This window comes from Methylopila sp. Yamaguchi, assembly GCF_002897035.1.
In the GTDB taxonomy this organism is placed as follows: Bacteria; Pseudomonadota; Alphaproteobacteria; order Rhizobiales; family Methylopilaceae; genus Methylopila.
Genome location: NZ_BAUX01000007.1, coordinates 116,881 through 138,963 on the forward strand (window position 1 = coordinate 116,881; position 22,083 = coordinate 138,963).

Sequence of the window (22,083 nt, forward strand, 5' to 3'; positions counted from 1 at the left end):
CGACCGCGGTGACGCTTGCGGCCGAGGCGGCGCCGCGCCTGAGCCGCCCTCCCCGCGACGGCGGCCGCTGGCTTGCGGCCGGCGTCGCGATCGCGTGCCTGACGCTTGCGCCGGTCGCGGGACTTGTGGGACTCGCGGCCAGAGGCTCGGGCGATCTCTGGCCCCACCTCGCGGCCTACGTGCTGCCGCGGGCCGCCTGGGAAACGCTGCAGTTGCTCGCAGGAGTCGGCCTGGTCACCGCCGTCGTCGGCGTCGGGACGGCCTGGCTGGTCGTCGCCTACCGCTTTCCGGGCCGGAAAATCTTTGAGTGGGCGCTGCTGCTTCCGCTCGCGATGCCGACCTACATCGCGGCCTTCGCCTATCTCGACCTGACGCACCCCATCGGCCCGATCCAGACGACGCTGCGCGCCCTGCTCGGGATCACCGACGTGCGGGGGCTGTGGTTCCCGGAAATCCGGTCCATGGGCGGATGCGTCCTGCTGCTCGGCGCGGTGCTCTACCCCTACGTCTATCTCACCACCCGCGGACTGTTCCTGATGCAGTCCTCCGCGACGCTTGAGGCCGCGCGCACGCTCGGCGCCGGCGGCCTGCGGACCTTCCTCACCGTCGCCTTGCCGCTCGCCCGCCCCGCCATCGCGGTCGGCGTGTCGCTCGCGCTGATGGAGGCGTTGAACGACATCGGGGCCGCCGAATTTCTGGGCGTGCGCACCTTCACGGTGGCGATCTATTCGACCTGGGTGAACCGCTCCAGCGTCGAGGGCGCGGCGCAAATCGCGCTCGTCATGATCGCTCTGGTCCTGGCGCTGGTCGCCCTCGAGCGCTGGGCGCGTCGCCGCCAAGGGGTGGCCGGAGAGGCGCGCGCCGCCCGGCGCAGCGAGCCGCGCGACCTCGGCGCCTTGAGCCAGACGGGCTGCGTGCTGGCCTGCGCCGCGCCGATCGCGCTGGGCTTCGTGGCGCCTGCGGCCTACCTCGCCCATGCCGCCGCCGTCCGCATCGCAGCCTTCGGCGTGCCGCCGCAGATCTATGGCGAGATCGCGCGGACCCTCGGCTTCGCGCTGATCGCGACCACGATCGCCGCCGCGCTCGGGTTCGTCCTCGCCTACGCCGCCCGCGTGCGCCGCGGCTTGCCGGCGCGCGCGGCTCAGGTCGCCGCGGGCGTCGGCTACGCCATGCCGGGCACGGTGCTCGCGGTCGGCCTGCTGACGCCGCTCGCAGGCTTCGACAACATGGTCGACGGGGTCGCGCGGCAGGCGCTCGGGATCTCGACCGGCCTGCTGATCTCGGGGTCCGGCGCCGCGCTCATCTTCGCCTATGTCGTGCGCTTCCTCGCGATTCCGTCCGGCGGCGTCGACGCCGGCCTCGCCAAAATCCCGCTGTCGCTGGACCACGCCGCCCGCACGCTCGGCGCGCGGCCGGCGGCCGTCGCCCGGGCGCTCCATCTGCCGCTCGCGGCGCCCGCGCTGGGCGCGGCGGCGCTGCTGGTGTTCGTGGACTGCATGAAAGAGTTGTCCGCGACGCTCTTGCTCCGCCCCCTCAACTTCGAGACCCTCGCGACCCATGTGTACGGCGAGGCGGCGCGGGGCACCTACGAGAGCGGCGCCGTCGCCGCCCTCGCCATCGTGCTCGTCGGTCTCGCGCCCGTCGCTCTCATCGCGCGGGCGTCCTCCCGGAACCGACCGGCGTCGGCCGAAGAACTGGGCGTCGCCCCCTAAGGACGATCCCGGAGTTGACCTCGGGCCCGGCGCGACGTTCTGTCGCGCAGCGTCCTTCGAACGACGACATCGCCGGTTCGAACGATTATGACCTGTCGGCGAAAAGAGAGGCCGATGAACTACGACGACGTTTTCCGTCACGCGGTCGAGCAGCTTCACCTCGAGAAGCGCTATCGCGTTTTCGCAGATCTCGAACGCCGTGCGGGCGACTTCCCGCACGCGACGTGGCACGCGGCCGAGGGCCCGCGCGACGTCGTGATGTGGTGCTCCAACGACTATCTCGGCATGGGCCAGCACCCCAAGGTGCTCGCAGCCATGACCGAGACGGTGAACCGGCTCGGCGCAGGGGCCGGCGGCACGCGCAACATCGCCGGGACCAACCACCCGCTCGTGATGCTTGAGCACGAACTCGCCGACCTTCACGGCAAGGAGGCGGGCCTGGTGTTCTCGTCCGGCTACGTTTCGAACGAGGCCGGCATCTCGACTATCGCCCGGTTGCTGCCGGACTGCGTGATCCTCTCCGACGCGCTGAACCACGCCTCGATGATCGCAGGCGTGCGCGGCTCCGGCTGCGACAAGAAGATCTTCGCCCACAACGACGTCGAGGATCTCGAGCGCCTGCTCAAGGAGGCCGGCGACCGGCCGAAGCTGATCGCGTTCGAGAGCGTCTATTCGATGGACGGCGACGTCGCCCCGATCCGGGCGTTCTGCGACCTCGCGGACCGCTATGGCGCCATGACCTACCTCGACGAGGTCCACGCGGTCGGCATGTACGGCCCGCGCGGCGCCGGCATCGCCGAGCGCGAGGGCGTCATGGACCGGATCGACGTGATCGAGGGCACGCTCGCGAAGGCCTTCGGCGTGATCGGCGGCTACATCACCGGCACCCGGTCGCTGGTGGACGCGGTCCGCTCCTACGCGCCGGGCTTCATCTTCACCACCGCCATGCCGCCGGCGATCGCCGCCGCGGCGCGGGCCTCGGTCGCCCATCTCAAGGCCTCGCAGAGCGAGCGCGACCGGCACCAGGCCCAGGCCGCCCGGACCAAGGCCGCGCTCGCCGACCGCGGCCTGCCGGTGATGGACTCCGAGACCCACATCGTGCCGCTGTTCGTGGGGTGTCCCGAAAAGGCCAAGGCCGCCAGCGACATGCTGCTGGCCGAGCACGGCATCTACATCCAGCCGATCAACTATCCCACCGTGCCCCGCGGCACGGAGCGGCTGCGCATCACCCCGACGCCGTTCCACGACGACGCGCTGGTGGCGAAGCTCGCCCGCGCGCTGGACGCGGTCTGGGCCAAGCTCGACCTGCCGCGCCGCCCGATCGCCCAGGCCGCCGAGTAAGGCGGCCTCCGGGCGGCGGGGCGAGGCGCCCCTTCACGAGGTGCGTCCCTGACCGACGCCGATGCGCTGCCCTACCGTCCGAATGTCGGCGTCGCACTGTTCGACGCAGGCGGCCGCGTGCTGATCGCGCGACGCATCGGCGACGACGGCCCGGAAGTGCTGGTCCCAGGCTGCGAATGGCAGATGCCGCAGGGCGGCGTCGACCCGGACGAGGACATCGAAGCCGCCGCGCGTCGTGAGCTGTTCGAGGAGACCGGGGTGCGCAGCGCCACCCTTATCGGCGCGCACCCTGCGTGGCTGACCTACGATTTTCCGAAGTACGACGGGCCGCCCCACAGGCTCGCGGCCTTTCGGGGCCAGCGCCAGCGGTGGTTCGCGATGCGCTTCCACGGCGTGGACCACGAGATCGATCTGGCGCCGGCCGACGCCGGCGCCGAGCCGGAGTTTTCGGAATGGCGCTGGGAGCGGCTGGACCGGCTCCCGGCAATGGTCGTGCCCTACAAGCGCGCGGTCTATCTGGAGGTCGCCCGCGCCTTCGCGCCCCTCGCTGGGGGCGGCTGACCGAGGTCGGGAACCGCAGCGCCCGCATGGCTGTTCTCCTCCCGCGCAGAGGGGAATTGGGCGATGGCCGGACGGGCGTTCTGGAAGGGATATCTCAAGCTCTCGCTCGTCACCTGCCCTGTGGCGATGACGCCCGCGACCTCCGAGAGCGAAAAGGTCCGGTTCCACACCCTGAGCCGCGCAACGGGCGCGCGGGTGGTGAGCGAATACGTCGACTCGGTCACCGGCGACCCTGTCGAACGCGAGGACGAGGTCAAGGGTTACCCGCGCGGCGAGGATGACCACGTCCTGCTGGAGGACGAGGAGCTCGACGCCGTCGCCTTGGACACCACCCACACCATCGACGTCGAGATGTTCGCGCCCGCCGATTCCGTTGGCTGGATCTGGTACGACAAGCCCCATTACCTCGTCCCCGACGACAAGGTCGGCGAGGAGGCCTTCACCGTCATCCGGGAGGCCATGGCCGCGACCGGCATGGTGGGCATCTCGCGGCTGGTGCTCTACCGCCGCGAGCGCGCAGTGCTGCTGGAGCCGCGCGGCAAGGGCATCGTGCTCTGGACCCTGCGCTACGGCGATGAGGTCCGCGATCCGGAGGACTACTTCGGCGGTCTGGAGGCGGACAAGCCCGATCCCAAACTGATGACCCTAGTCACGTCGCTGATCGACGAGCGCACCAAGTCCTGGTCGCCCAAGATGGTGGACGACCCCGTCCAGGCGCGCTTGCTCAATCTGATCGCGTCACGGAAGAAGGGGCGGAAGACGAAGCCGAAGGCGAAGGTCGAGGAGCCCGCCGAGACCGGCAAGGTCATCAACATCATGGACGCGCTGAGGAAGAGCCTCGCGAAGGAAGGCGGGAAGCGCTGAGCCGACGGCTGCTGCCGGCGTCGCCTTGAATCGGCCTGATCACACACGCCGTCGTGCTTCGGCTTGACCGGACGACCCACCTCGGGCGTCTAGCTTCGTCGAGCCGTGGATGGTCCGGTCAAGCCGGACCATGACGGTGGGGGGTCGAGAAGGGACCTTCCTCGCTGTGGGCGCCATGAATCGCAGGAGCTTCCAGGTCCCGGCTCAAGGCCGAACACGAGTCTGAGCTTGTCGGGGCGGCTTACCGCCTCTTACGACGCGACCCGCTCGTCTCGGCCTTAGGCAGCGGCTTCGCGGCCTTCCAGAAGCCGGCCCAAGGGTCCTTCTCAAGCGCCGCAAGCCGCTGCGGCATGTTCTGGACCGTGAAGTAGGCTGGTCCGATCTCGGACCCCAGCTCGTCCCAGGCGAGCGGCGCGGAGACGGCCGCGCCCGGGCGCGCGCGGGTCGAATAGGGCGCGACGGCGGTCTGTCCACGGCCATTGCGGAGGTAGTCGACCAGGATCTTGCCGCGCCGCTTGGCCTTCGACACCGTCGCGACGTAAGCCTTTGGGTCGTCCGCCGCCATGGCTTCTGCGATCGCCTTGGTGAAGGCCTTCGCCTCCGGCCATTCCGCCCGGGGCTCGAGCGGCGCGACCACGTGCAGGCCCTTGCCGCCCGAGGTCTTGACGAAGGCCGCGAGCCCCGCCGCCTCCAGCCGCGCCTTGGCCTCCTGCGCCGCCTCGATCACCTGGTCCCAGCCCACTCCGTCGCCCGGATCGAGGTCGAGGATGATCATGTCCGGGCGCTCGAGGTCCTTCAGCGTCGAGCCCCAGGGGTGGATCTCGAGCACGCCGCCCTGCACGAGGCCGAGCAGCCCTTCGCGGCTGTCGATCGTCAGCACCGGCTCGTCGTCGGTCGGGTCGGGGGCCTGTCCGATGGCCGCGTTCATGCCTTTCCAACCGTGCTTCTGGAAAAAGCACTGCTCCCCCACCCCGCCGGGGCAGCGCAGCAGCGACAGCGGCCGGCCGACGAGGAAGGGCGCGATCTTCGGCCAGACCTCCATGTAGTAGTCGGCGAGGCCCTGCTTCGTGACGCCGACGTCGGCCCAGTAGACCCGATCAGGATGCGTCAGGCGGACCTTCGGCGCGGAAACCTTCTCGGTGCGCGGCGTCTCGTCCGCGGACCCGGCGGCCTCTTCGCGCTTCACCTCCCCGGCAGGCTTGTCCTCGCGCAGGCCGCGGAACGAGGCGTGACGCAGGTGATGATCGCCGGTCCAGGCCCGGAACTCGACCTCCGCGACGAGATCAGGCCGGACGTAGCGCGCGCCGCGCGCCTCCTCGGCCGTAAGCTTCTGCGCGAAGGGCGAGCGCTTGATCTCGCGCTCCTGCAGCCGCGTGAACAGGTCGCGCGCGATCTTCGCGGAGAACCCGGTCCCGACGCGGCCCACGGGAACGAGCTTTCCGCCCTCGTGCACGCCGAGCACCAGCGACCCGATCGCCTCCTTCGCGCTGGTCGACGGCGTGTAGCCGCCGATCACGAACTCCTGCCGGTGCGTGCACTTGGACTTGATCCAACTCCGCCCGCGCCCCGAGGCGTAGGGGGCGTCGCGGTCCTTCGAGACCACGCCCTCCAGGCTGAGACGGCAGGCGTGCTGCAGCACCAGGCCGCCGTTCTCCTCGAAATGCTCGCTGAGCTTCACGATGGGGCCGCCGGCGCCTACAAGCTTGGCCAGCGCCGCCTTGCGATCGATGAGCGCGCTGGGCCGCAGGTCCTGGCCGTCCAGAAACAGCAGGTCGAAGACGTAGAACACGAAGCTGTCCGTACGCCCCTCGCTCAGCGCCTCCTGGAGCGCCGAGAAGTCGGACGCGCCGGCGTCGTTCTCCACGATCAGTTCGCCGTCGATCATCGCCTCCGTCACCGGCAGCGCCTTCAGCGCCTCCACCACCTGAGGACCGAAGCGATCCGTCCAGTCGAGGCCGCTCCGGGTCAGCAACCGCACCTCGCCGTCGGCGATCCGGGCGATCAGCCGGTAGCCGTCGAACTTGATCTCGTGGATCCATTTCGCCCCGGCCGGCGCCTTGGCGGCGAGCGTGGCGAGGGCGGGCTCCACGAAGTCGGGCATCGGAGCCGTCTTCGCCTTCTTGATTTTCGCCTGCTGAGGGGCCGCGCGGTTCGTCTTCGGGCGGTCGATCTTGCCGGTCTTCGACGACCACCCCGGGGCCTCGCCGGCGATTTCCTCCAGACTACGCCCGGTCTTCACCGACTCCGGCCGCTCCTCCAGGATGTCCGGCGCGCCTTCGTCCCGTCCCGCGTCGTCGTCGCCCTTGATCAGCAGCCAGTTGTCGCGCTTTTCCCCGCGCCGCCGGGCCATCCGCACGAGATTCCAGCGGCCTCCCAGCTTCTCGCCATGCAGCTCGAACTCAAGGTGGCCTTTGGCGAGCCCACGTCGTGGATCGGCCAGCGGCGTCCAGCTGCCGCGGTCCCACAGCACGACCGTCCCGCCGCCGTATTCGCCCTTCGGGATCGTGCCCTCGAAGTCGCCGTAGGCCAGCGGGTGGTCCTCGACCTCGACCGCGAGGCGCTTTTCGCCCACCACGAGGCTTGGCCCCTTCGCCACCGCCCAGCTCTTTAGGACGCCGTCGAGCTCCAGGCGCAGGTCGTAGTGCAGCCGGGTCGCGTCGTGCTTCTGGATCAGGTAGGCGTCGCCGCCGCCGGACGGCGCCTCGTCGCCCGAGGGCTCGCTCGTCTTCTTGAAGTCGCGCTTTTGTCGGTAGAGGTCGAGCGCCATGGTCAGCTCGCCTTGCGGCGCTCCGCGGTCCTTCCGGCCGCGGACTTAGCCGGCGCTTTCGCCTTCGCGGGGGCGGCCTTCTTCGCCGTCTTCGCGGCAGCCTTGGCAGGAGCCTTCGTCGGGGCCTTAGACTTGTCGGCCTTGAGACCTGCGCTCTCGCGCAAAGCCGCCAGCAGATCGGTGACCTTCGCCGGCGCCTTGGGCTTCTTCGGCGTGATCTTGCGGCCCTCGACCTTGGCCTGCACCAGCTCCGCGAGCGCGGCCTCGTAGCGGTCCTCGGTGGCGGAGGGGTCGAAGGTCCCTCTCTTGGTGTCGATGATGTGCCGGGCGAGGTCGAGCATTTCGCCCTTGATCTTGGTGGCCGGAAGATCCCGGAACGCTTCGGTCGCCGAGCGCACCTCGTAGTCGAAGTTCAGCGTGGTGCCGACCAGCCCCTCGCCGTGGGGACGGATGAGCACCGTGCGCTCGCGGCGGAACAGCACCGTGCGGGCGAGCGCGACGACCTTCTTGGCGCGCATGCCCTCGCGCAGCAGCGCGAAGGCCTCCTCCGCAGCGCCGTCCGCCGGCGCGAGGTAGTAGGGCTTGTCGAAATAGACGTCGTCGACGGCGTCGCAGGGGATGAAAGCGTCGACGTCGAGCGTCTTGTCGCTCTCGGGCGTCGCGGCCGCCACCTCCTCGGGCTCCAGGATGACATACTCGCCGGACGACACCTCGTAGCCCTTCACCTGATCGTCGCGCTCCACCGGTTCTCCGGTCTCGCTGTCGACATACCGGCGCTTCACGCGGTTGCCGGTCTCTCGGTTCAAGGTGTGGAACGCGATGCGGTCGGAGGTCGACGCCGCGGTGTAGAGAGCGACCGCGCAGGCGACTTCGCCGACCCTCAGAAAGCCCTTCCAGTTTGCGCGCGGCGCCACGGCGGTCCTCCGTACAAGACGGACTCGAACGTCGGGCGCGGCGTCCGGTTCCCCAAGGCTCTCAGGGCTCAGGCGGAGCTGCGGCGGACCACCTCATAGCCGATGTCGAACACCGCCGGGTCCGGCGTTTCTCCAGCGATGCGCTTCACCAGCATGGCGCCGGCCTCAGCCCCGATGTTGCGGCCGGCGATGCGCATGGTCGTCATGTCGAGCCCGGCCGGCTGGGCGAGGGCGAAATCGCCGAAGCCGGCGATCCCGAGCCGGCCCGGCACGTCGACGCCGCGGCGCCTCGCCTCGAGCAGGGCGCCGGCCGCGAGCGTGTCCACGGAACAGGCGACGGCGTCCGCGCCGGGGTGCCGGTCGAGGAGAGACGCCAGCGCCGCCGCCCCCTCCTCCAGCGTCGCGACCGGGCCGTGCAGCCGGATCTCACGACGCGGCGCGCCAAGCTCGTCCATCGCGCGACGGTAGCCCTCAAGCCGCTTCAGGCCGCGGCGGTCGCGCTCCGAACTCGGCGCGACGAAGGCGATGCGACGGTAGCCGAAGCCATGGAGCGCGAGCGCCATCGCCCGGCCGGCGTCCACGTTCGAGAAGCCGACCACCATGTCGACCGGCTCGGCCGGCAGGTCCCAGGTCTCGACGATCGGCACGCCGGCCGCCGCCAGCAGCCGCCGGGCGCGGGGCGTGTGGAACGCGTCGGTGAGCATGACGCCGTCCGGGCGGCGGCCGAGGATCGCCCGCAGCAGGCGCTCCTCGTCGGTCTCGGAGTAGCCCGAGGAGCCGAGCAGGATGGTGAAGCCCGCCGCCTCGGCGGCCTCGGTCAGGCCTGCGATCGTCGGCGCGAAGATCGCGTTCTCGAAGGTGGAGACGACGGCTGCGATCAGCCCGCTGCGGCGCGCGGCGAGACTGCCGGCGACGAGGTCCGGCACGTAGTCGAGCTGCGCCATGGCGGCTTCGATGCGGGCGCGCGTCTCGGGCGCCACCTTCTCCGGCGTCCGCAGGGCGCGCGACACCGTCATCTGCGACACGCCGGCCAACTCCGCCACGTCGTCCATGCGCAGCCGGCGATCGCCGTCGGGCGTCTTCGCGTTGACCATGTCGCTCCACAGGCGCGCGCGGGCGGCGCTTCCAACCCTGATCGTCTTAGCGGGTTCGGGCGGCCGCGCCGAGCCCTCCAGCGATCGGACGAGGGCTCCGAAAATACCACGCGCCGGGTTGACGGGTGCGACATGTTTGCGCAAGCATCATGACTGAGACCGGCTCAAGCCGGCGAAGCGGCATCACGAGGAGACGCCCCGACATGCTCACCCAGGACCAGATCAAGGCCTATCACGAGGACGGCTACGTGCTCGTGGAGGACGCCGTCACCGGCCCGCTGCTCGAGGAGCTGCGCGCGCTGACCTACGGCATGATCGAGCGCTCCCGCGCGGTCACCGAGAACGACGCGGTCTTCGATCTCGACGAAGGCCACTCCAAGGACAGCCCGCGTCTGACCCGCATCAAGCAGCCGCACGTGCATATGCCAGCCTTCTTCGAGGTGCTGCGCTCCCCGAAGGTCCGCGGGGTGCTCGAAGCCCTGCTCGGCCCTTCGGTGCGGCTCCAGACCAGCAAGCTGAACACCAAGGCCCCCGGCGGCGGCGCGGCGGTCGAGTGGCATCAGGACTGGGCGTTCTACCCCCACACCAACGACGACGTGCTGGCGATCGGCCTCATGCTTGAGGACGTCGAGGAGGCGAACGGCCCGCTTCAGGTCGTCCCGGGCACGCATCAAGGTCCGATCCTCAGCCACTTCGTGAACGGCGTGTTCGCGGGCGCAATCGACCCGAACGACCCGCTGTTCGAGAAGGACAAGATCCGGATGCTGACCGGCAAGGCCGGCTCGATGTCGCTGCACCACTGCCGCACGCTGCACGGCTCCGCGCCCAACATGTCCGACCGCGCCCGGCTGATGTGCTTCTACGAGCTCTCGGCCGCCGACGCCTGGCCGCTGGCCGGGGCCGCCGGCGCCTTCGTCGGCATGAACCAGAACCAGGTCTGGGACACCGTCACCAGCCGGATGGTGTTCGGCGAACAGACCAACCGCCCGCGGCTCAAGGACGTGCCGGTGCTGCTGCCGCTGCCGCCGGCGCCGGACAGCTCCTCCATCTTCAAGGTCCAGAAGAGCGCGGGCGCCGTGTCCGCCTTCGCCAAGCCCGGAGAGCGCGCCGCCTGACGCGACAGGCCGATCGAACGACCCGCCGCCGCGCGGAACGACGGCGGCGGGACAAAAAACGGAAAGCGGAACGACCCGGCGTCCAACGAGGCGCCGGGCGCCAAAACATAAGATCTGGGAGGATCGCCATGTCGGCTGCCGCCGAAGGGAGGCCTGCGCACTCGCGCAGGGTGATCGCCGCGTCCTGCGTGGGCACGGCGCTCGAATGGTACGACTTCTTCATCTACAGCTCGGCCGCGGCCCTGGTCTTCGGCCACCTGTTCTTCCCCAAGCTCGACCCCGCCACCGGCACGCTGGTCGCGCTCGCGACCTTCGGCGTCGGCTTCCTGTCGCGCCCGCTGGGCGGCCTGGTCTTCGGCCATCTCGGCGACCGCATCGGCCGCAAGCCGGTGCTCATCATCACGCTGCTGCTCGTCGGCGTCGGCACCCTGCTGATCGGCCTGCTGCCGACCTACGACCAGATCGGCGTGTGGGCGCCGATCCTGCTCGTGTTCCTGCGGCTGGTGCAGGGGTTCGGCGCCGGTGCCGAGTACGGCGGCGCCGTCCTCATGCTGGTGGAGCACGCCCCGCCCGGCCGCCGCGGCTTCTGGGGCTCGTTCGCGCCGCTCGGCGTCGGCGCCGGCATGATGCTGGCCTCCGGCGTGTTCGCGCTAGTGTCGCGGCTGCCGCAGGAGGACTTCCTGAGCTGGGGCTGGCGCGTGCCGTTCCTGCTCTCGATCGTCATGGTGATCTTCGGCGTCGTCATCCGCATGGGCCTGAGAGAGACGCCCGTGTTCGAGAAGATCGCGGCGGCGCCCGAGACCAAGTCGAAGAACCCCGTCTGGGAGTCGGTCTCGCGCCAACCTAAGAACTTCTTCGTGGTGCTGGGCTCCCGCCTCGCCGAGAACGGCCACGGCTATCTCTTCCCCGTGTTCGGGCTGAGCTACGCCGTGAACAATCTCGGGGTGCCGAAATCGGACGCGCTGTTCGCGATGATGAGCGGCTACGTGGTGCAGATGATCTGCGTGGTGGCCTTCGCCTCGCTGTCGGACCGCATCGGCCGGAGGCCGGTCTACATCTTCGGAGCTCTGTTCGGCTGCCTGCTCGCCTTTCCGTTCTTCGCCATGCTCGAGGCCAAGACCACCTTCTGGCTGTGCGCGGCGTTCTGGCTGGCGCTCGGCGGCAACGCGGCGATGTTCGGCACCCAGGCCGCCTACTTCGCGGAGCTGTTCGGGCCGAAGCGGCGGTTCTCCGGCTTCGCCTTCGCGCGCGAGCTGGGCTCGATCCTCGCCGGCGGCCCGGCGCCTGCGATCGCGACCGCGCTCGTCGCCTGGGCGAGCGGCTCGTCCTGGCCTGTCGCGCTCTACGCGATCTTCCTCGGCCTCGTCACGGCTTACGCGGTCTGGATGGGCCCCGAGACCTACCGCGACGACATCACAGTCGACGCGAGCGAGATCGAACCGGCGCGCGCCGCAGCCGAACCGCGCTTCGTCCGCGCGGTCGCCTGACGCCTCCGCGCCGATCCCTCGGGCGGGCGCTTGAACCCGCGCCCGCCGGAGCCACTTAGGCGCGTCATGACCCGGCGCGCCCTCCTCATCGTAAACGCCAAGAGCCGCAGCGGGCAGGACGCGCGCGACCAGGCGGTCGAGGCGCTCCGGTCCGCAGGAATCACGCCGGTCCCGCTGTCCGCCGACAGCCGGGACGAGCTGTCTCCCGCGATCGCGGGACGGGCCGGCGAGGCGGAGATGATCCTGGTCGCGGGCGGCGACGGCACGCTGAACGCCGCCGCCAAGGGGGTGCACGCCGCGCAGAAGCCGCTCGGCGTGCTGCCGACCGGCACCGCCAACGACCTCGCCCGCACGCTCGGGATACCGCCCGACCTCGACGCCGCCATCCGCATCGTGGCGGAGGGCCGCACGCGCCGGATCGACCTCGGCCAGGTCAACGACGAGCTGTTCTTCAACGTCGCCAGTCTCGGCCTCAGCGTGGACCTCGCGGAAGAGCTAACGAGCGACCTCAAGCGCCGCTTCGGCCGGCTGGGCTACGCGGTTGCGGCGGTGCGGGCGCTCGCCCGGGCGAAGCCGTTCCGCGTCACGATCGAGAGCGACGCCGGCCGGGTGAGCACCATCAGCCTGCAGGTCGCGGTGGGCAACGGCCGCTTCTACGGCGGCGGGAACGTCATCGAACGCACCGCCGCCATCGACGACGGCCGGCTCGACCTCTATAGCCTCGAGTTCGCCCGCGCTTGGCGGTTGGCGCTGATGCTGAAGGCGCTGCGGATCGGCGATCACGAGGCCTGGCGGGAGATCCGGTCGATGAGCGGCCAGTCCTTCGACGTGCGCACCCGAAAGCCGAAGCCGATCAACGCCGACGGCGAGATCATCGCGGAAACGCCCGCCCGCTTCCGGCTGTTGCGCCGGGCGATCGAGGTCTTCGTCCCGGCGGAGGGCTGACGTGATCGATCTGACGCGCGATCCGGCGTTCTTCCGCGTGCTCTCGGACAGCCACGCCCGCTTCGTCGGCCGTCCCCTCGCCCCGGAAGGCGCGGGCGCGGACTGGCTCTATGACGACGCGCCCTTCGCCGTGCTGGCCCACGACGGCGGCGCCGACCCCCGCTTCGTCTACGCCAACCGCATGGCGCAAACCTGTTTCGAGTACGGCTGGGACGAGATCATCGGCCTCCCGTCGCGGCTGTCGGCGGAGGCGCCGGAGCGCGCGGCGCGGCAGGCGCTGCTCGACGGGGTGACGCGGGACGGCTTCACGGAAAACTACCGCGGGATCCGCGTCGCGAAGTCCGGCCGGCGGTTCTGGATCGAGCAGGGGGTGGTGTGGCGGCTGGTCTCGCCCGACGGGTCGGCGGTCGGCCAGGCCGCGACCTTCGCAAGCTGGCGCGACGCTTAAGGCCGCCCCCGCCGCCACATCCACAGGCCGACGGCGCAGCCGAGCGCGGAGAGCGCCGCCACGTAATGCGCGTGGGCGAAGGGGTCGATCCGCAGCAGGAACGGCAGCAGCACCGGCGTGAGCCCGCCGAACACGGCGTAGGCGACGTTGTAAGAGAACGACACGCCGGTGAAGCGCACCGCCGCCGGAAAGGCGCGCACCATCACATAGGGTACGCCCGCCACGACGCCGACCGCGAGCCCCGCGAGCGCGTAGAGCGGCGTGAGCAGCGCGGGGTCGCCCGGCGCGTAGGCGTAGAACGTCCAGACGCAGACGCCGAGCACGGGGGCGCCGAAGGTGAAGAAGGGCCCCGCGCCGATCCGGTCGATCAGCGCGCCGGCCAAGACGCAGCCGATCGCGAGGCCGACGGTGGCCGCGGCGTTCGCCGACAGCGCGGCGGCGATCGGGACCCCGTGCAGCCGCTCCAGCAGCGCCGGCGTCATCAGGATGACCACGACGATCGCCGCCGACAGCAGCCAGGTCAGCAGCATCGAGACGACCACGCCACGGCCATGGTCGCGCAGCGCCGCCTTCAGCGGCAGTTCGGCCGCGACCTGAGACCGCGCCTTCATCTCCTGAAACACAGGCGTCTCGTCCAGCAGACGGCGGAGATAGACGGAGGCGAGCCCAAACACGCCGCCGAGCAGAAACGGCAGCCGCCAGGCCCAGTCCGCGACGGTCTCGGGCGTGAAGGCGCGGTTCACGACGCCGGCGGCGAGCGAGCCCAGCAGGATGCCGACGGTCAGGCCCGCCGTCAGAACGCCGCAGGCCAGGCCGACGCGGTTCGGCGGCGCGTGCTCGGCCACGAACACCCAGGCGCCCGGAGCCTCGCCGCCGATCGCGGCCCCCTGCGCCACACGGAGCGCGAGCAGCGCCAAAGGCGCAGCGACGCCGATCGTGGCGTAGGTAGGCAGCAGGCCGATGCCGAGCGTCGCGAGCCCCATCAGCAGGATCGTGAAGGCGAAGACGCGCTTGCGGCCGACCCGGTCGCCCACATGCGCCATGACCAGGCCGCTCAGAGGCCGCACCAGGTAGCCCACGGCGAACAGCGCGAAGGTCTGCGCCTGCCGGAGCCACTCCGGGATCTCCGGCGGGAAGAACAGCTGACCGATCACGGTCGCGAAGAACACGAACACGACGAAGTCGTAGAATTCCAGCGCGCCCCCGAGCGCGGCGAGACCGAGCGTCTTGCCGTCGCGCGCCGTGAGCGGACGGGCGGGAGCCTGCGCGAGATCGCTCGGCGCGCTCACGCCAGCGCCTCGACGACCACGGCCGCAAGATAAAGCCCCAGTCCGAAAACGGCGTGGCCGGCGACCTGCACCAGACGTATGCGATTGGGGTTCGGGCGCTTGCGGGAGGCGATCCCGGCCCCCATCCCCGGCGCGAGGATCAGCCAGCCCGCGAGCACCGTGACGAGGCCCACCGCCATGGCAGGGCCGAGGGTCGGCGACCGCGCCCAGTCGAGGCCCCAGATCGCCAGCAGCGCCGCGGCGAACAGGATCCCGACGAGGTAGTGCATGGTCCAGCCGACGGCGGTCTCGCCCCTCACCGGCGGCGTCGCCGCAATGTCGGCATGCGCGAAGCGCCCACGTCCGGCGTGCGCGAACCAGCGACCGACGAGCGCCCAATTCGCCGCGGGCAGACGCAGCAGAACGAGCAGCCGGACCCACAGGTCAAACACGGCGGTGGCCCCCGCGCCGATCAGCGCGGCCCTGACGATGAACTCCATGCGGACCGCTCCCTGGCCGAACGCTCCGTGGGGAGGGACGCGGCCGCGACGTCGACGTGACGTCTTGAAGCGCGAACCTTCCGAACATTCAAGCTGGCGGAACCCGTCGCCTGAAGTCACGGCGATGAAAATCCGTCTGGAATTATACCAAATAAACTATGTAGAATAATGCTTGTCTTTGGAGCCGAGTTCGTCTTGATCGTGGGCGGCGCGCGCTCGGCGCCGAAACCCTCCATCGTCTTGCGCCGTTCGCGGCGGCACTGCGGCTGCGCCCATGACCTCCTGCGTTTCAGCGGCCACGCCATGGCGAGCGTAACGTCTTCCACGCCGATGTCGTCCTGGCGCTCGTCTCTCACCCGACTGTTCGAAGGGCACCGCGCCCAGCTCGAACGCATGGTGCGCCGGCGGGTGCGCGACGGCGAGGCCGCGGCGGACATCGTGCAGGACGTTTTCGCGCGGGTCTTCAAGGCCGGCAGCGCGGGCTCCGACGACGACGATCGCCGCATCCTCTACGCCGCCGCCCGCAACGCCGCGATCGACCACAACCTCGCCGCCGGCCGGCGCTCCCGCGCGCTCGCCCAACTCACGCCGGAGCAGCTCGCCACCGAGCCGTCGACCCAGGACGACGCCTTCGCCGCGCGCGAGACGCTGAAGGCGCTCGCACAGGCGCTCGAGCGCCTTCCACCCCGCACCCGCGAGATTTTCATCGCCCGACGGCTGCGGGGCGAGACCAACGCCGAGATCGCGGCGAGGCTTGGCGTCACGGTGCGCGCGGTGGAGAAGCAGCTCGCGCGCGGCCTCGAGCAGTGCCGCGAAGCGCTCGCCGATCACCTCGGCGACGATTTTTCCTAAAACCGCGTTCGGGCTTCGCGCGCTCGATCGTTCTTGAGACAGAAGCTGGAAGCCTTCTAAGGTCGGAACGTGAGAGCACGCGCGCGAAAACCCATAGGCCGCCTATGACGGCGGAACGCCCGACCGAGGCTCACCGCGCCGCCGCCGCGCGATGGCTCGCCCGCCGGGACGGATCGCAGAGCGCCGCCGACGAGGCGAGCTTTGCGGCCTGGCGCGACGCGGATCTTCGCCACGCCCAGGCCTACGATCAGGCCGAAGGGATGTGGGCCGCGCTCGGCGGCCCGCTCGCGGCGATCGCTGAGCGCTCGCCACGCCCGAAGGTCAAACGAGGCGCGGCGTCGTTCCTCCGTCCGCGCTTCGCCGCGCTGGCGCTCGCCGGCGCCCTCGCCGTCTGGGTCGCCGCTCCGCTCGTGACCACGCTGCGCGCGGATGTGGCGACGAGCCCGGGAGAGACCACGCTGCATGTCTTGCCCGACGGCTCGACCGCGCGCCTCGGCCCCGACGCCGCGCTCGCCGCAGCTTTCGAGCCGGGCGCCCGCCGGGTGACGCTGCTGAAGGGCGAGATCTATTTTGAAGTCGCGCCGGACCCTCACCGGCCGTTCACCGTGGACGCCGGCGACGCAAGCGTCCGGGTCGTCGGCACCGCCTTCGACGTGGACCGCGCCGAGGGCGGCGTGACCGTCACGGTGAAGCGCGGCGCCGTCCGCGTTCTCGGCGACGCCGACACGGCGGAGGTGGCGCTCGGCCCCGGACAGCAGGTGGCCGTCGTGGACGGGCGCCCCGGCGAGGCAGGTCCGGCGAACCTCGACGCCGCACTCGCCTGGATGTCGGGCCGGCTCGTGTTCGACAAGGCGCCGCTCGGCCGGGTGGTCGAGTCGCTTCAGCGGCAGACCTCGTCCCGCATCGTGCTGCGGGGGTCGCTGGCCGACCGCCGGGTCTCCGGCACCTTCCCCACGACGGGCGTCGCCCAGAGCCTCGCCGCCGCGGCCGCCGCCGTCGGCGCTCAGACCCTGCGGATCACACCGTGGGTGACGGTCGTCTACTGACGTCCGTCGATGCTTAAGTCTTTTCGCCGCTCGCCGTTCGCAAATCCGGCGCCCGCTCGTTTCTCATCCTGAGAGCTGGGCGACGCCGGCTCGCGGGACGGGACGGCGTGATGCGTTTGGCGATGGGACAGAGCTTCAGGCTCGCGGGATTGGGCGCGTGGCTGCTGGGAGCGAGCGCGCTCACCGCCGCGCCGAGCCAGGCGCAGCAGACGTCCGAGTCCACCTACCGCTTCAACGTCGCCGCCAAGCCGCTGGCGGCCGCGATCGCCGACGTGGGCGCCACGAGCGGCTGGCGCATCGCCTACGCGGCGCCCCTGCCGGCCGGCGCGCGGAGCCGCCCGCTCAGCGGCGTCTACTCGACACCCCAGGCGCTCACGGCGCTGCTCGGCGACACGCCCTTCGGCGTGCGCGTCGTGGGGCCGCGCGCCGTCACGCTGTACGACCGGAGCGCCGCGGCGGTCCCGTCCGGCGTGGACGCTGGCGACGCCATCCTGATCGGCCCCGTCGAGGTGACGGCGAACGCGGGCTCCGCCGGCGGCCCCGGCTGGCAGGGCGCCTCCGACGACGTCTACGAGACGCCAAGCGGCGTCGCGCAGGTCGGCCGGCAGGCGATCGACGACCGCGGCGGCGCCCGCAACACCGCCGACATCCTGCGCAGCGTCTCGGGCCTCAACACGGTGGTCGACCGGCAGAACCCGGGCGTGAACGTCAACATCCGCGGCCTGCAGGACCAGGGCCGCGTGAACATGTCGATCGACGGCGCGCGGCAGAACTTCCAGCAGGCGGGCCACGGCTCGACGGCCTACGTCTATGTCGACCCGGAGCTGCTCTCGCGCGTGGACGTGGAGAAGGGCGCGAGCTCGACCGCCGGCGGCGCCGGCGTCATTGGCGGCGTGGTGAACTTCCGCACCCTCGACGCCTCAGACGTGATCCTCGATGGCAAGACCTGGGGCGCGCGCCTCAACGCCGCGACCGGCACGAACGCGTTCGACTTCAACGGCAGCGCAGCGCTTGCGGCGCGTGTGGGGGAGTCGGTCGAAGTGATCGGAGCCGTAGGACGCAAGAAGCTCGGAGAGTACGATGCGGGCAAGCGGGGAGACGCGCTGGACGAGCGGTCCTCCGAAGGCTCCAGCACGCCGCTTTCCGACTTCGTGACGCAGGACCAATGGTCCTGGCTTTTGAAGGCGACGGCCGAGGTCGCCGAAGACCACACGATCACGTTGAGTTATGTCGGCCTGAACACCGATTTCGGCACGGGCAGCGGCCAATACGTCGACAAGAACACCGTCGAGAACCACACGGCGACGGCGGCGTGGCGCTGGACGCCCGGCGGCCCCTGGGTCGATCTCGACGCGAAGGCATATTACACGCGCACGTCGGACGACCAGTTTCGACCTGCGCGCCTTCCAAGGACCCCGGCGGCCCGGGTCGACTACGCCATCGACACCTTCGGCGGCTCGCTGCAGAACACGTCGCGTTTCGAACTGCCGGGCGTCAACGTGGCGGTGACCTACGGCGGCGAGTACTTCCACGACAAGACAGACACAGCCTCTGTCTGGGCCGACCCCGCCTTCGACCCCGGGAACGTGCAGTTCTCGGGTAGCAACCCAAACGGCAAACGTGGCGTCGGCAGCGCGTTCGGCCAAGTCGAGCTGACCCACAGCACGTGGCTGCAGCTCATCGGCGGCCTGCGCTACGACCGTTACGATCTGAGCGGATCCGGCCTCGTGTTCAGCGACCTTGCGGGCGCCGCCTTCCTCCCGTTCCACGTGGACCGTTCGCAGGGCCGCCTATCGCCGACCGCGACGGTCGCGGTGACGCCGCTCACGGGCGTGCAGGTCTACGGCTCCTACAAGCAAGGCTTTCGGCCGCCGACGATCATGGAGACCTTGCTGGGCGGCTCGCACATCGGCGGCTTCATCTACTTCGCCCCCAATCCCAATCTGAAGCCCGAAATCTCGGAGACCTGGGAGGCGGGCGTCAACCTGAAGTTCGACGGCGCATTGCGTGAGGACGACGCGTTCCGGGCGAAAATCTCGATCTACTCCACCGAGGTCAGGAACTTCGTCACTCAAGCGACGATCTCAAACGGCGGGGAAGGCTATTACTTCGCCAACGTCAACCTGAAGGATCCGGCCAAGCTCAAGGGCCTCGACCTCGAAGCCAATTACGACGCCGGCATGGCGTACATCGGCGCGTCGGTCTCACTCATCGACGGCACGTACGACGAAGACTACGATTCCGGGGGCTACGCGTATCCAAGCCTGCAGAGCCTCTATCTCGCGCCGAAGACGAAGGTGGCGATCGACGGCGGCTTCAGGTTCTTCGAACGCAAGCTGACCGTCGGCGGCCGCCTCACCCGCGTCGTCCCCGAAGACATGCTGGGAGCGGTCAACACCCAGTCGCCGATCTACAAGCCTTACGTGCTGCTCGACGCCTACGCGTCCTACAAGATCAACGACAACTTCACCGTCCGCGCCGCGATCGAGAACATTACCGACCGCGCCTATGTGGACGCGATGGCCTCCCAACTCACCGCGTCGCCGGGCCGCACAGCGACCCTCGGCGTGACGGCGCGGTTCTGAACCGCCGCGCCCGCTTCCAGCCCTCGCCTTGACCGAGGGACGACCAAGGAGATTGCGCCATGGCTCTCACCATCACCGCTTACGACGCTGACGGCGACGGCGTCGGCGTCAACGTCGCGACCTACCTCTCAGGCTTCGACGCCGACTTCGCCCCCAGCGGCTGGGGCTTCTTCAGCGCCAACCCGACGGACTTCTCCGGCGACGAGTTCGCCGTGTCGGACAGCAGCGACACCACGCTGCCGATCGCCGACGGACAGTCGGTGATCTTCGAGTCCGGGTCGGCCGGCGATCTCAACTACAACTTCTCGAACCACACGCTGGGCGGCGCGCTGGACGCGGTGACCTTCGGCGAGGGCCTCACCTACGCCTCGGCCGGCGACGACTTCACCTCCACGGTCGACCTCAGGATCAGCGGGCTGGGACTGACCGGCACGGGCGCGAACAACCCCGTCCATAACCTCGTCTACGACACCATGAACGGCGGCACGTCGGCGCTGAAGGCGCAGCTCGCGGCGAACGCGATCGTCTTCAACGGCAGCACGGGCGCGGACGTCTTTACCGGCTACGGCCACGCTGACACGCTGAACGGCGGCAAAGGAAACGACACGCTCACCGGCGGCGCGGGCAACGACACGCTGAACGGCGGCGCGGGCAACGATCGCCTCATCGGCGGCCTGGACAACGACCGTCTGGTCGGCGGCGACGGCGCCGACGTGTTGAGCGGCGGCAAGGGCAACGACACGATCTACGGCCAGGCCGGCAACGATCGCCTCATCGGCGACGCGGGGAACGACGTCTTGATCGGCGGCGAAGGGCGCGACGTGTTCCAGTTCGCGGCGGGCTTCGGCAAGGACCGCATCAACGACTTCGAGGCGGGGCCGGGCGCCGGCGACCGCATCTCGTTCGCCTCGTCGATCTTCGATAGTTTCGCGGACGTGCTGGCCGCGACGACCGACTCGGGCGCGAACGCCGTGATCAGGGTCGACGCCAACAACACGATCACGCTCCTCGGCGTGCACGCCGCGGACCTTCACGCCAACGACTTCCTGTTCACCTGACCTATTGTTCCAAAGCCGGCGCGGATCTGTTCGCGCCGGCCTCCGACGACGACGAGAGACCCATGGCCGACGCCGCGACCGACCTGATCGACCGCCCCGCGGAGAGCCGCGTCCAGACGCTGCGCCGCGCCACCCACGACATGCATGAGCGCCTCGACGCCCGGATCATGCAGGCCAAGCCCTTCGCCAGCCGCGCGTCCTACGTCCGCTTTCTCGAGGTCCAGCGCCGCTTCCATGCGGACGTCGCGGCGCTCTACGCCGACGCCCGGCTGCAACTGATCGCGCCCGACTTGGCCTCGCGCGCGAAGCTGGCGCTGATCGAGCAGGATCTGCGTGACCTTGGCGCCGAGCCTGCGCCTCTGACGGAGCCCGCGGTCGACCCCTCCGATCTTCCGGCCGCGCTCGGCTGGCTCTATGTGGCGGAAGGCTCCAGCTTGGGCGCCGCCTTCCTGCTGAAGGAGGCGCTCAAGCTCGGGCTCGACCCGGACTTCGGCGCCCGTCATCTCGCCGCGCATCCCGAGGGCCGCGGCCTGCACTGGCGCCGGTTCACCCAGGCGCTCGACGACGCCCCGCTGAACGCCGACGAAGACGCCCGCGCCGTCGCGGGCGCGGCCGCCGCCTTCGCGCGCGTGCGGGCGCTGGTCGACGACCTCATGCCGAAATGACGGCGGCGGCGGCCGCCTTTCCGGTCGCCTCGCCGGGCCCGGGCGCCGGGCGTTGGGCCGCCGCCTTCGCCGTCGCGGCCGCGCTTCACCTTGGCCTGGGCGCCGGAGCGCTGATGCGCTGGGCGCCCGCGCCGACGGAGCCCGCGCCGGAGGCGGCGGCGGTGATGATCGACTTCGCGCCGCTGCCGACCGCCCCCGCTTCGGAGGCGAGCGACGCGGCGCCTGCGGTTCAGTCCGCGACCGCGGCCGCCGACGCGCTCGAGCCGGTCGAGCCCGACGAGGTCCAGGCCGAGCCTTCGACAGACGACGTTCTTGAGGTTCCCCCGGAAAGGGGCGCCGCCGAGACCGCCGCGCTCACCGCGGAGCGCGCGCCGCTTGAGGCCGTGGTCGCCGCCGCTCCGCCCGAGCGGCCGGCGCAGGAGGACGCCAAGCCGCGGCCCGCGGACTCCCGGCCGAAGTCGCAGCGCGCCCGTCCGGCCCCGACCCCGGCGCGCGAGACGACAGCGGCTCCAAAGGTCAACGCGCCCCGGTCGGAGCGGGTCGCCGCCAGCTCCCCCGGCGTCGCCAGCGCCGTAGCGCCCGCCGACTGGACCAACCGCGTCCTCGCGCAGATCAACCGGCACAAGCGCTATCCACTGCCGGCGAAGAGCCGCCGCGAGGAGGGCGTCGCCTACGTGCGCATCACGATCGACCGCGCGGGGGTGGTGCAGGCGGCGGAGCTCGCCCGCGGCACCGGGCATGCCGAGCTCGACCGCGAGGCGGTGGCGGTGACGCGCCGCGCCTCGCCGCTGCCGGCGCCGCCCGCGGAGGTGCGTTCGCTGAAGATCCTGGCGCCGGTGAGCTTCAGCCTGCGGTCCTGAA

19 protein-coding genes are annotated in these 22,083 nt (G+C 70.6%); 14 read left to right on the top strand and 5 right to left on the bottom strand.

Annotated elements, in window-relative coordinates; all coding sequences use genetic code 11:
* Window positions 1–8: 8 nt before the first annotated feature.
* From METY_RS10050 to ku (METY_RS10065), 4 genes are all read left to right on the top strand, one after another.
* On the top strand, window positions 9–1,712 hold the full coding sequence (locus tag METY_RS10050; protein ID WP_103121248.1) for an ABC transporter permease: 1,704 nt from the start codon (window positions 9–11) through the stop codon (window positions 1,710–1,712).
* Between the two features lie 114 nt (window positions 1,713–1,826).
* On the top strand, window positions 1,827–3,053 hold the full coding sequence (gene hemA, locus METY_RS10055; RefSeq protein WP_103121249.1) for a 5-aminolevulinate synthase: 1,227 nt from the start codon (window positions 1,827–1,829) through the stop codon (window positions 3,051–3,053).
* Window positions 3,054–3,101: 48 nt separating this feature from the next.
* Window positions 3,102–3,614, top strand: a complete 513-nt coding sequence (locus METY_RS10060) for an RNA pyrophosphohydrolase (protein WP_103121250.1) — start codon at window positions 3,102–3,104, stop codon at window positions 3,612–3,614.
* A 63-nt stretch (window positions 3,615–3,677) separates the two neighbouring features.
* On the top strand, window positions 3,678–4,478 hold the full coding sequence (gene ku, locus METY_RS10065; RefSeq protein ID WP_103121251.1) for a non-homologous end joining protein Ku: 801 nt from the start codon (window positions 3,678–3,680) through the stop codon (window positions 4,476–4,478).
* Window positions 4,479–4,719: 241 nt separating this feature from the next.
* On the opposite strand, the gene ligD is transcribed toward ku (METY_RS10065), so the two are convergent.
* From ligD to METY_RS10080, 3 genes are all read right to left on the bottom strand, one after another.
* On the bottom strand, window positions 4,720–7,245 hold the full coding sequence (gene ligD, locus METY_RS10070; protein WP_103121252.1) for a DNA ligase D: 2,526 nt from the start codon (window positions 7,243–7,245) through the stop codon (window positions 4,720–4,722).
* 2 nt (window positions 7,246–7,247) lie between these two features.
* Window positions 7,248–8,159: a non-homologous end joining protein Ku gene (gene ku / locus METY_RS10075; protein ID WP_103121253.1), complete on the bottom strand. Its 912-nt coding sequence runs from the start codon at window positions 8,157–8,159 to the stop codon at window positions 7,248–7,250.
* 68 nt (window positions 8,160–8,227) lie between these two features.
* Window positions 8,228–9,253 carry a LacI family DNA-binding transcriptional regulator gene (locus METY_RS10080; protein ID WP_103121254.1) on the bottom strand — a complete coding sequence of 342 codons (1,026 nt, stop codon included), beginning with the start codon at window positions 9,251–9,253 and terminating at the stop codon, window positions 8,228–8,230.
* Window positions 9,254–9,456: 203 nt separating this feature from the next.
* Here METY_RS10080 and METY_RS10085 point away from each other — a divergent pair, with 203 nt between their 5' ends.
* From METY_RS10085 to METY_RS10100, 4 genes are all read left to right on the top strand, one after another.
* On the top strand, window positions 9,457–10,368 hold the full coding sequence (locus METY_RS10085) for a phytanoyl-CoA dioxygenase family protein (RefSeq protein ID WP_103121255.1): 912 nt from the start codon (window positions 9,457–9,459) through the stop codon (window positions 10,366–10,368).
* A 128-nt stretch (window positions 10,369–10,496) separates the two neighbouring features.
* Window positions 10,497–11,855 carry an MFS transporter gene (locus METY_RS10090; protein WP_103121256.1) on the top strand — a complete coding sequence of 453 codons (1,359 nt, stop codon included), beginning with the start codon at window positions 10,497–10,499 and terminating at the stop codon, window positions 11,853–11,855.
* Between the two features lie 66 nt (window positions 11,856–11,921).
* Complete coding sequence (locus METY_RS10095; RefSeq protein ID WP_103121257.1) at window positions 11,922–12,800, top strand: lipid kinase; 879 nt, start codon at window positions 11,922–11,924, stop codon at window positions 12,798–12,800.
* 1 nt (window position 12,801) lies between these two features.
* Window positions 12,802–13,248, top strand: a complete 447-nt coding sequence (locus tag METY_RS10100) for an MEKHLA domain-containing protein (RefSeq protein ID WP_103121258.1) — start codon at window positions 12,802–12,804, stop codon at window positions 13,246–13,248.
* On the opposite strand, the gene METY_RS10105 is transcribed toward METY_RS10100, so the two are convergent.
* Window positions 13,245–14,537 (bottom strand): MFS transporter, encoded by a 1,293-nt coding sequence (locus METY_RS10105; protein ID WP_103121259.1) that lies wholly within the window; start codon window positions 14,535–14,537, stop codon window positions 13,245–13,247. The two genes, METY_RS10100 and METY_RS10105, sit on opposite strands and share 4 nt — an antisense overlap.
* On the bottom strand, window positions 14,534–15,016 hold the full coding sequence (locus tag METY_RS10110) for a DUF2938 family protein (protein WP_103121260.1): 483 nt from the start codon (window positions 15,014–15,016) through the stop codon (window positions 14,534–14,536). The genes METY_RS10105 and METY_RS10110 overlap by 4 nt, the downstream gene beginning before the upstream one ends.
* 168 nt (window positions 15,017–15,184) lie before the next feature.
* Here METY_RS10110 and METY_RS10115 point away from each other — a divergent pair, with 168 nt between their 5' ends.
* From METY_RS10115 to METY_RS10140, 6 genes are all read left to right on the top strand, one after another.
* Window positions 15,185–15,868 carry an RNA polymerase sigma factor gene (locus METY_RS10115; protein WP_244593595.1) on the top strand — a complete coding sequence of 228 codons (684 nt, stop codon included), beginning with the start codon at window positions 15,185–15,187 and terminating at the stop codon, window positions 15,866–15,868.
* Between the two features lie 104 nt (window positions 15,869–15,972).
* The gene (locus tag METY_RS10120) at window positions 15,973–16,914 is read left to right on the top strand and encodes a FecR family protein (RefSeq protein ID WP_103121261.1); all 942 of its coding nucleotides are present in this window, start codon (window positions 15,973–15,975) and stop codon (window positions 16,912–16,914) included.
* Between the two features lie 110 nt (window positions 16,915–17,024).
* Complete coding sequence (locus METY_RS10125) at window positions 17,025–19,499, top strand: TonB-dependent receptor (RefSeq protein ID WP_244593596.1); 2,475 nt, start codon at window positions 17,025–17,027, stop codon at window positions 19,497–19,499.
* 59 nt (window positions 19,500–19,558) lie between these two features.
* A complete protein-coding gene (locus tag METY_RS10130; RefSeq protein WP_103121263.1) occupies window positions 19,559–20,557 on the top strand; it encodes a calcium-binding protein in 999 nt (332 codons plus the stop codon).
* 62 nt (window positions 20,558–20,619) lie between these two features.
* The gene (locus METY_RS10135) at window positions 20,620–21,222 is read left to right on the top strand and encodes a biliverdin-producing heme oxygenase (RefSeq protein WP_103121264.1); all 603 of its coding nucleotides are present in this window, start codon (window positions 20,620–20,622) and stop codon (window positions 21,220–21,222) included.
* On the top strand, window positions 21,219–22,082 hold the full coding sequence (locus METY_RS10140) for an energy transducer TonB family protein (protein ID WP_103121265.1): 864 nt from the start codon (window positions 21,219–21,221) through the stop codon (window positions 22,080–22,082). The genes METY_RS10135 and METY_RS10140 overlap by 4 nt, the downstream gene beginning before the upstream one ends.
* Window position 22,083 lies beyond the last annotated feature (1 nt).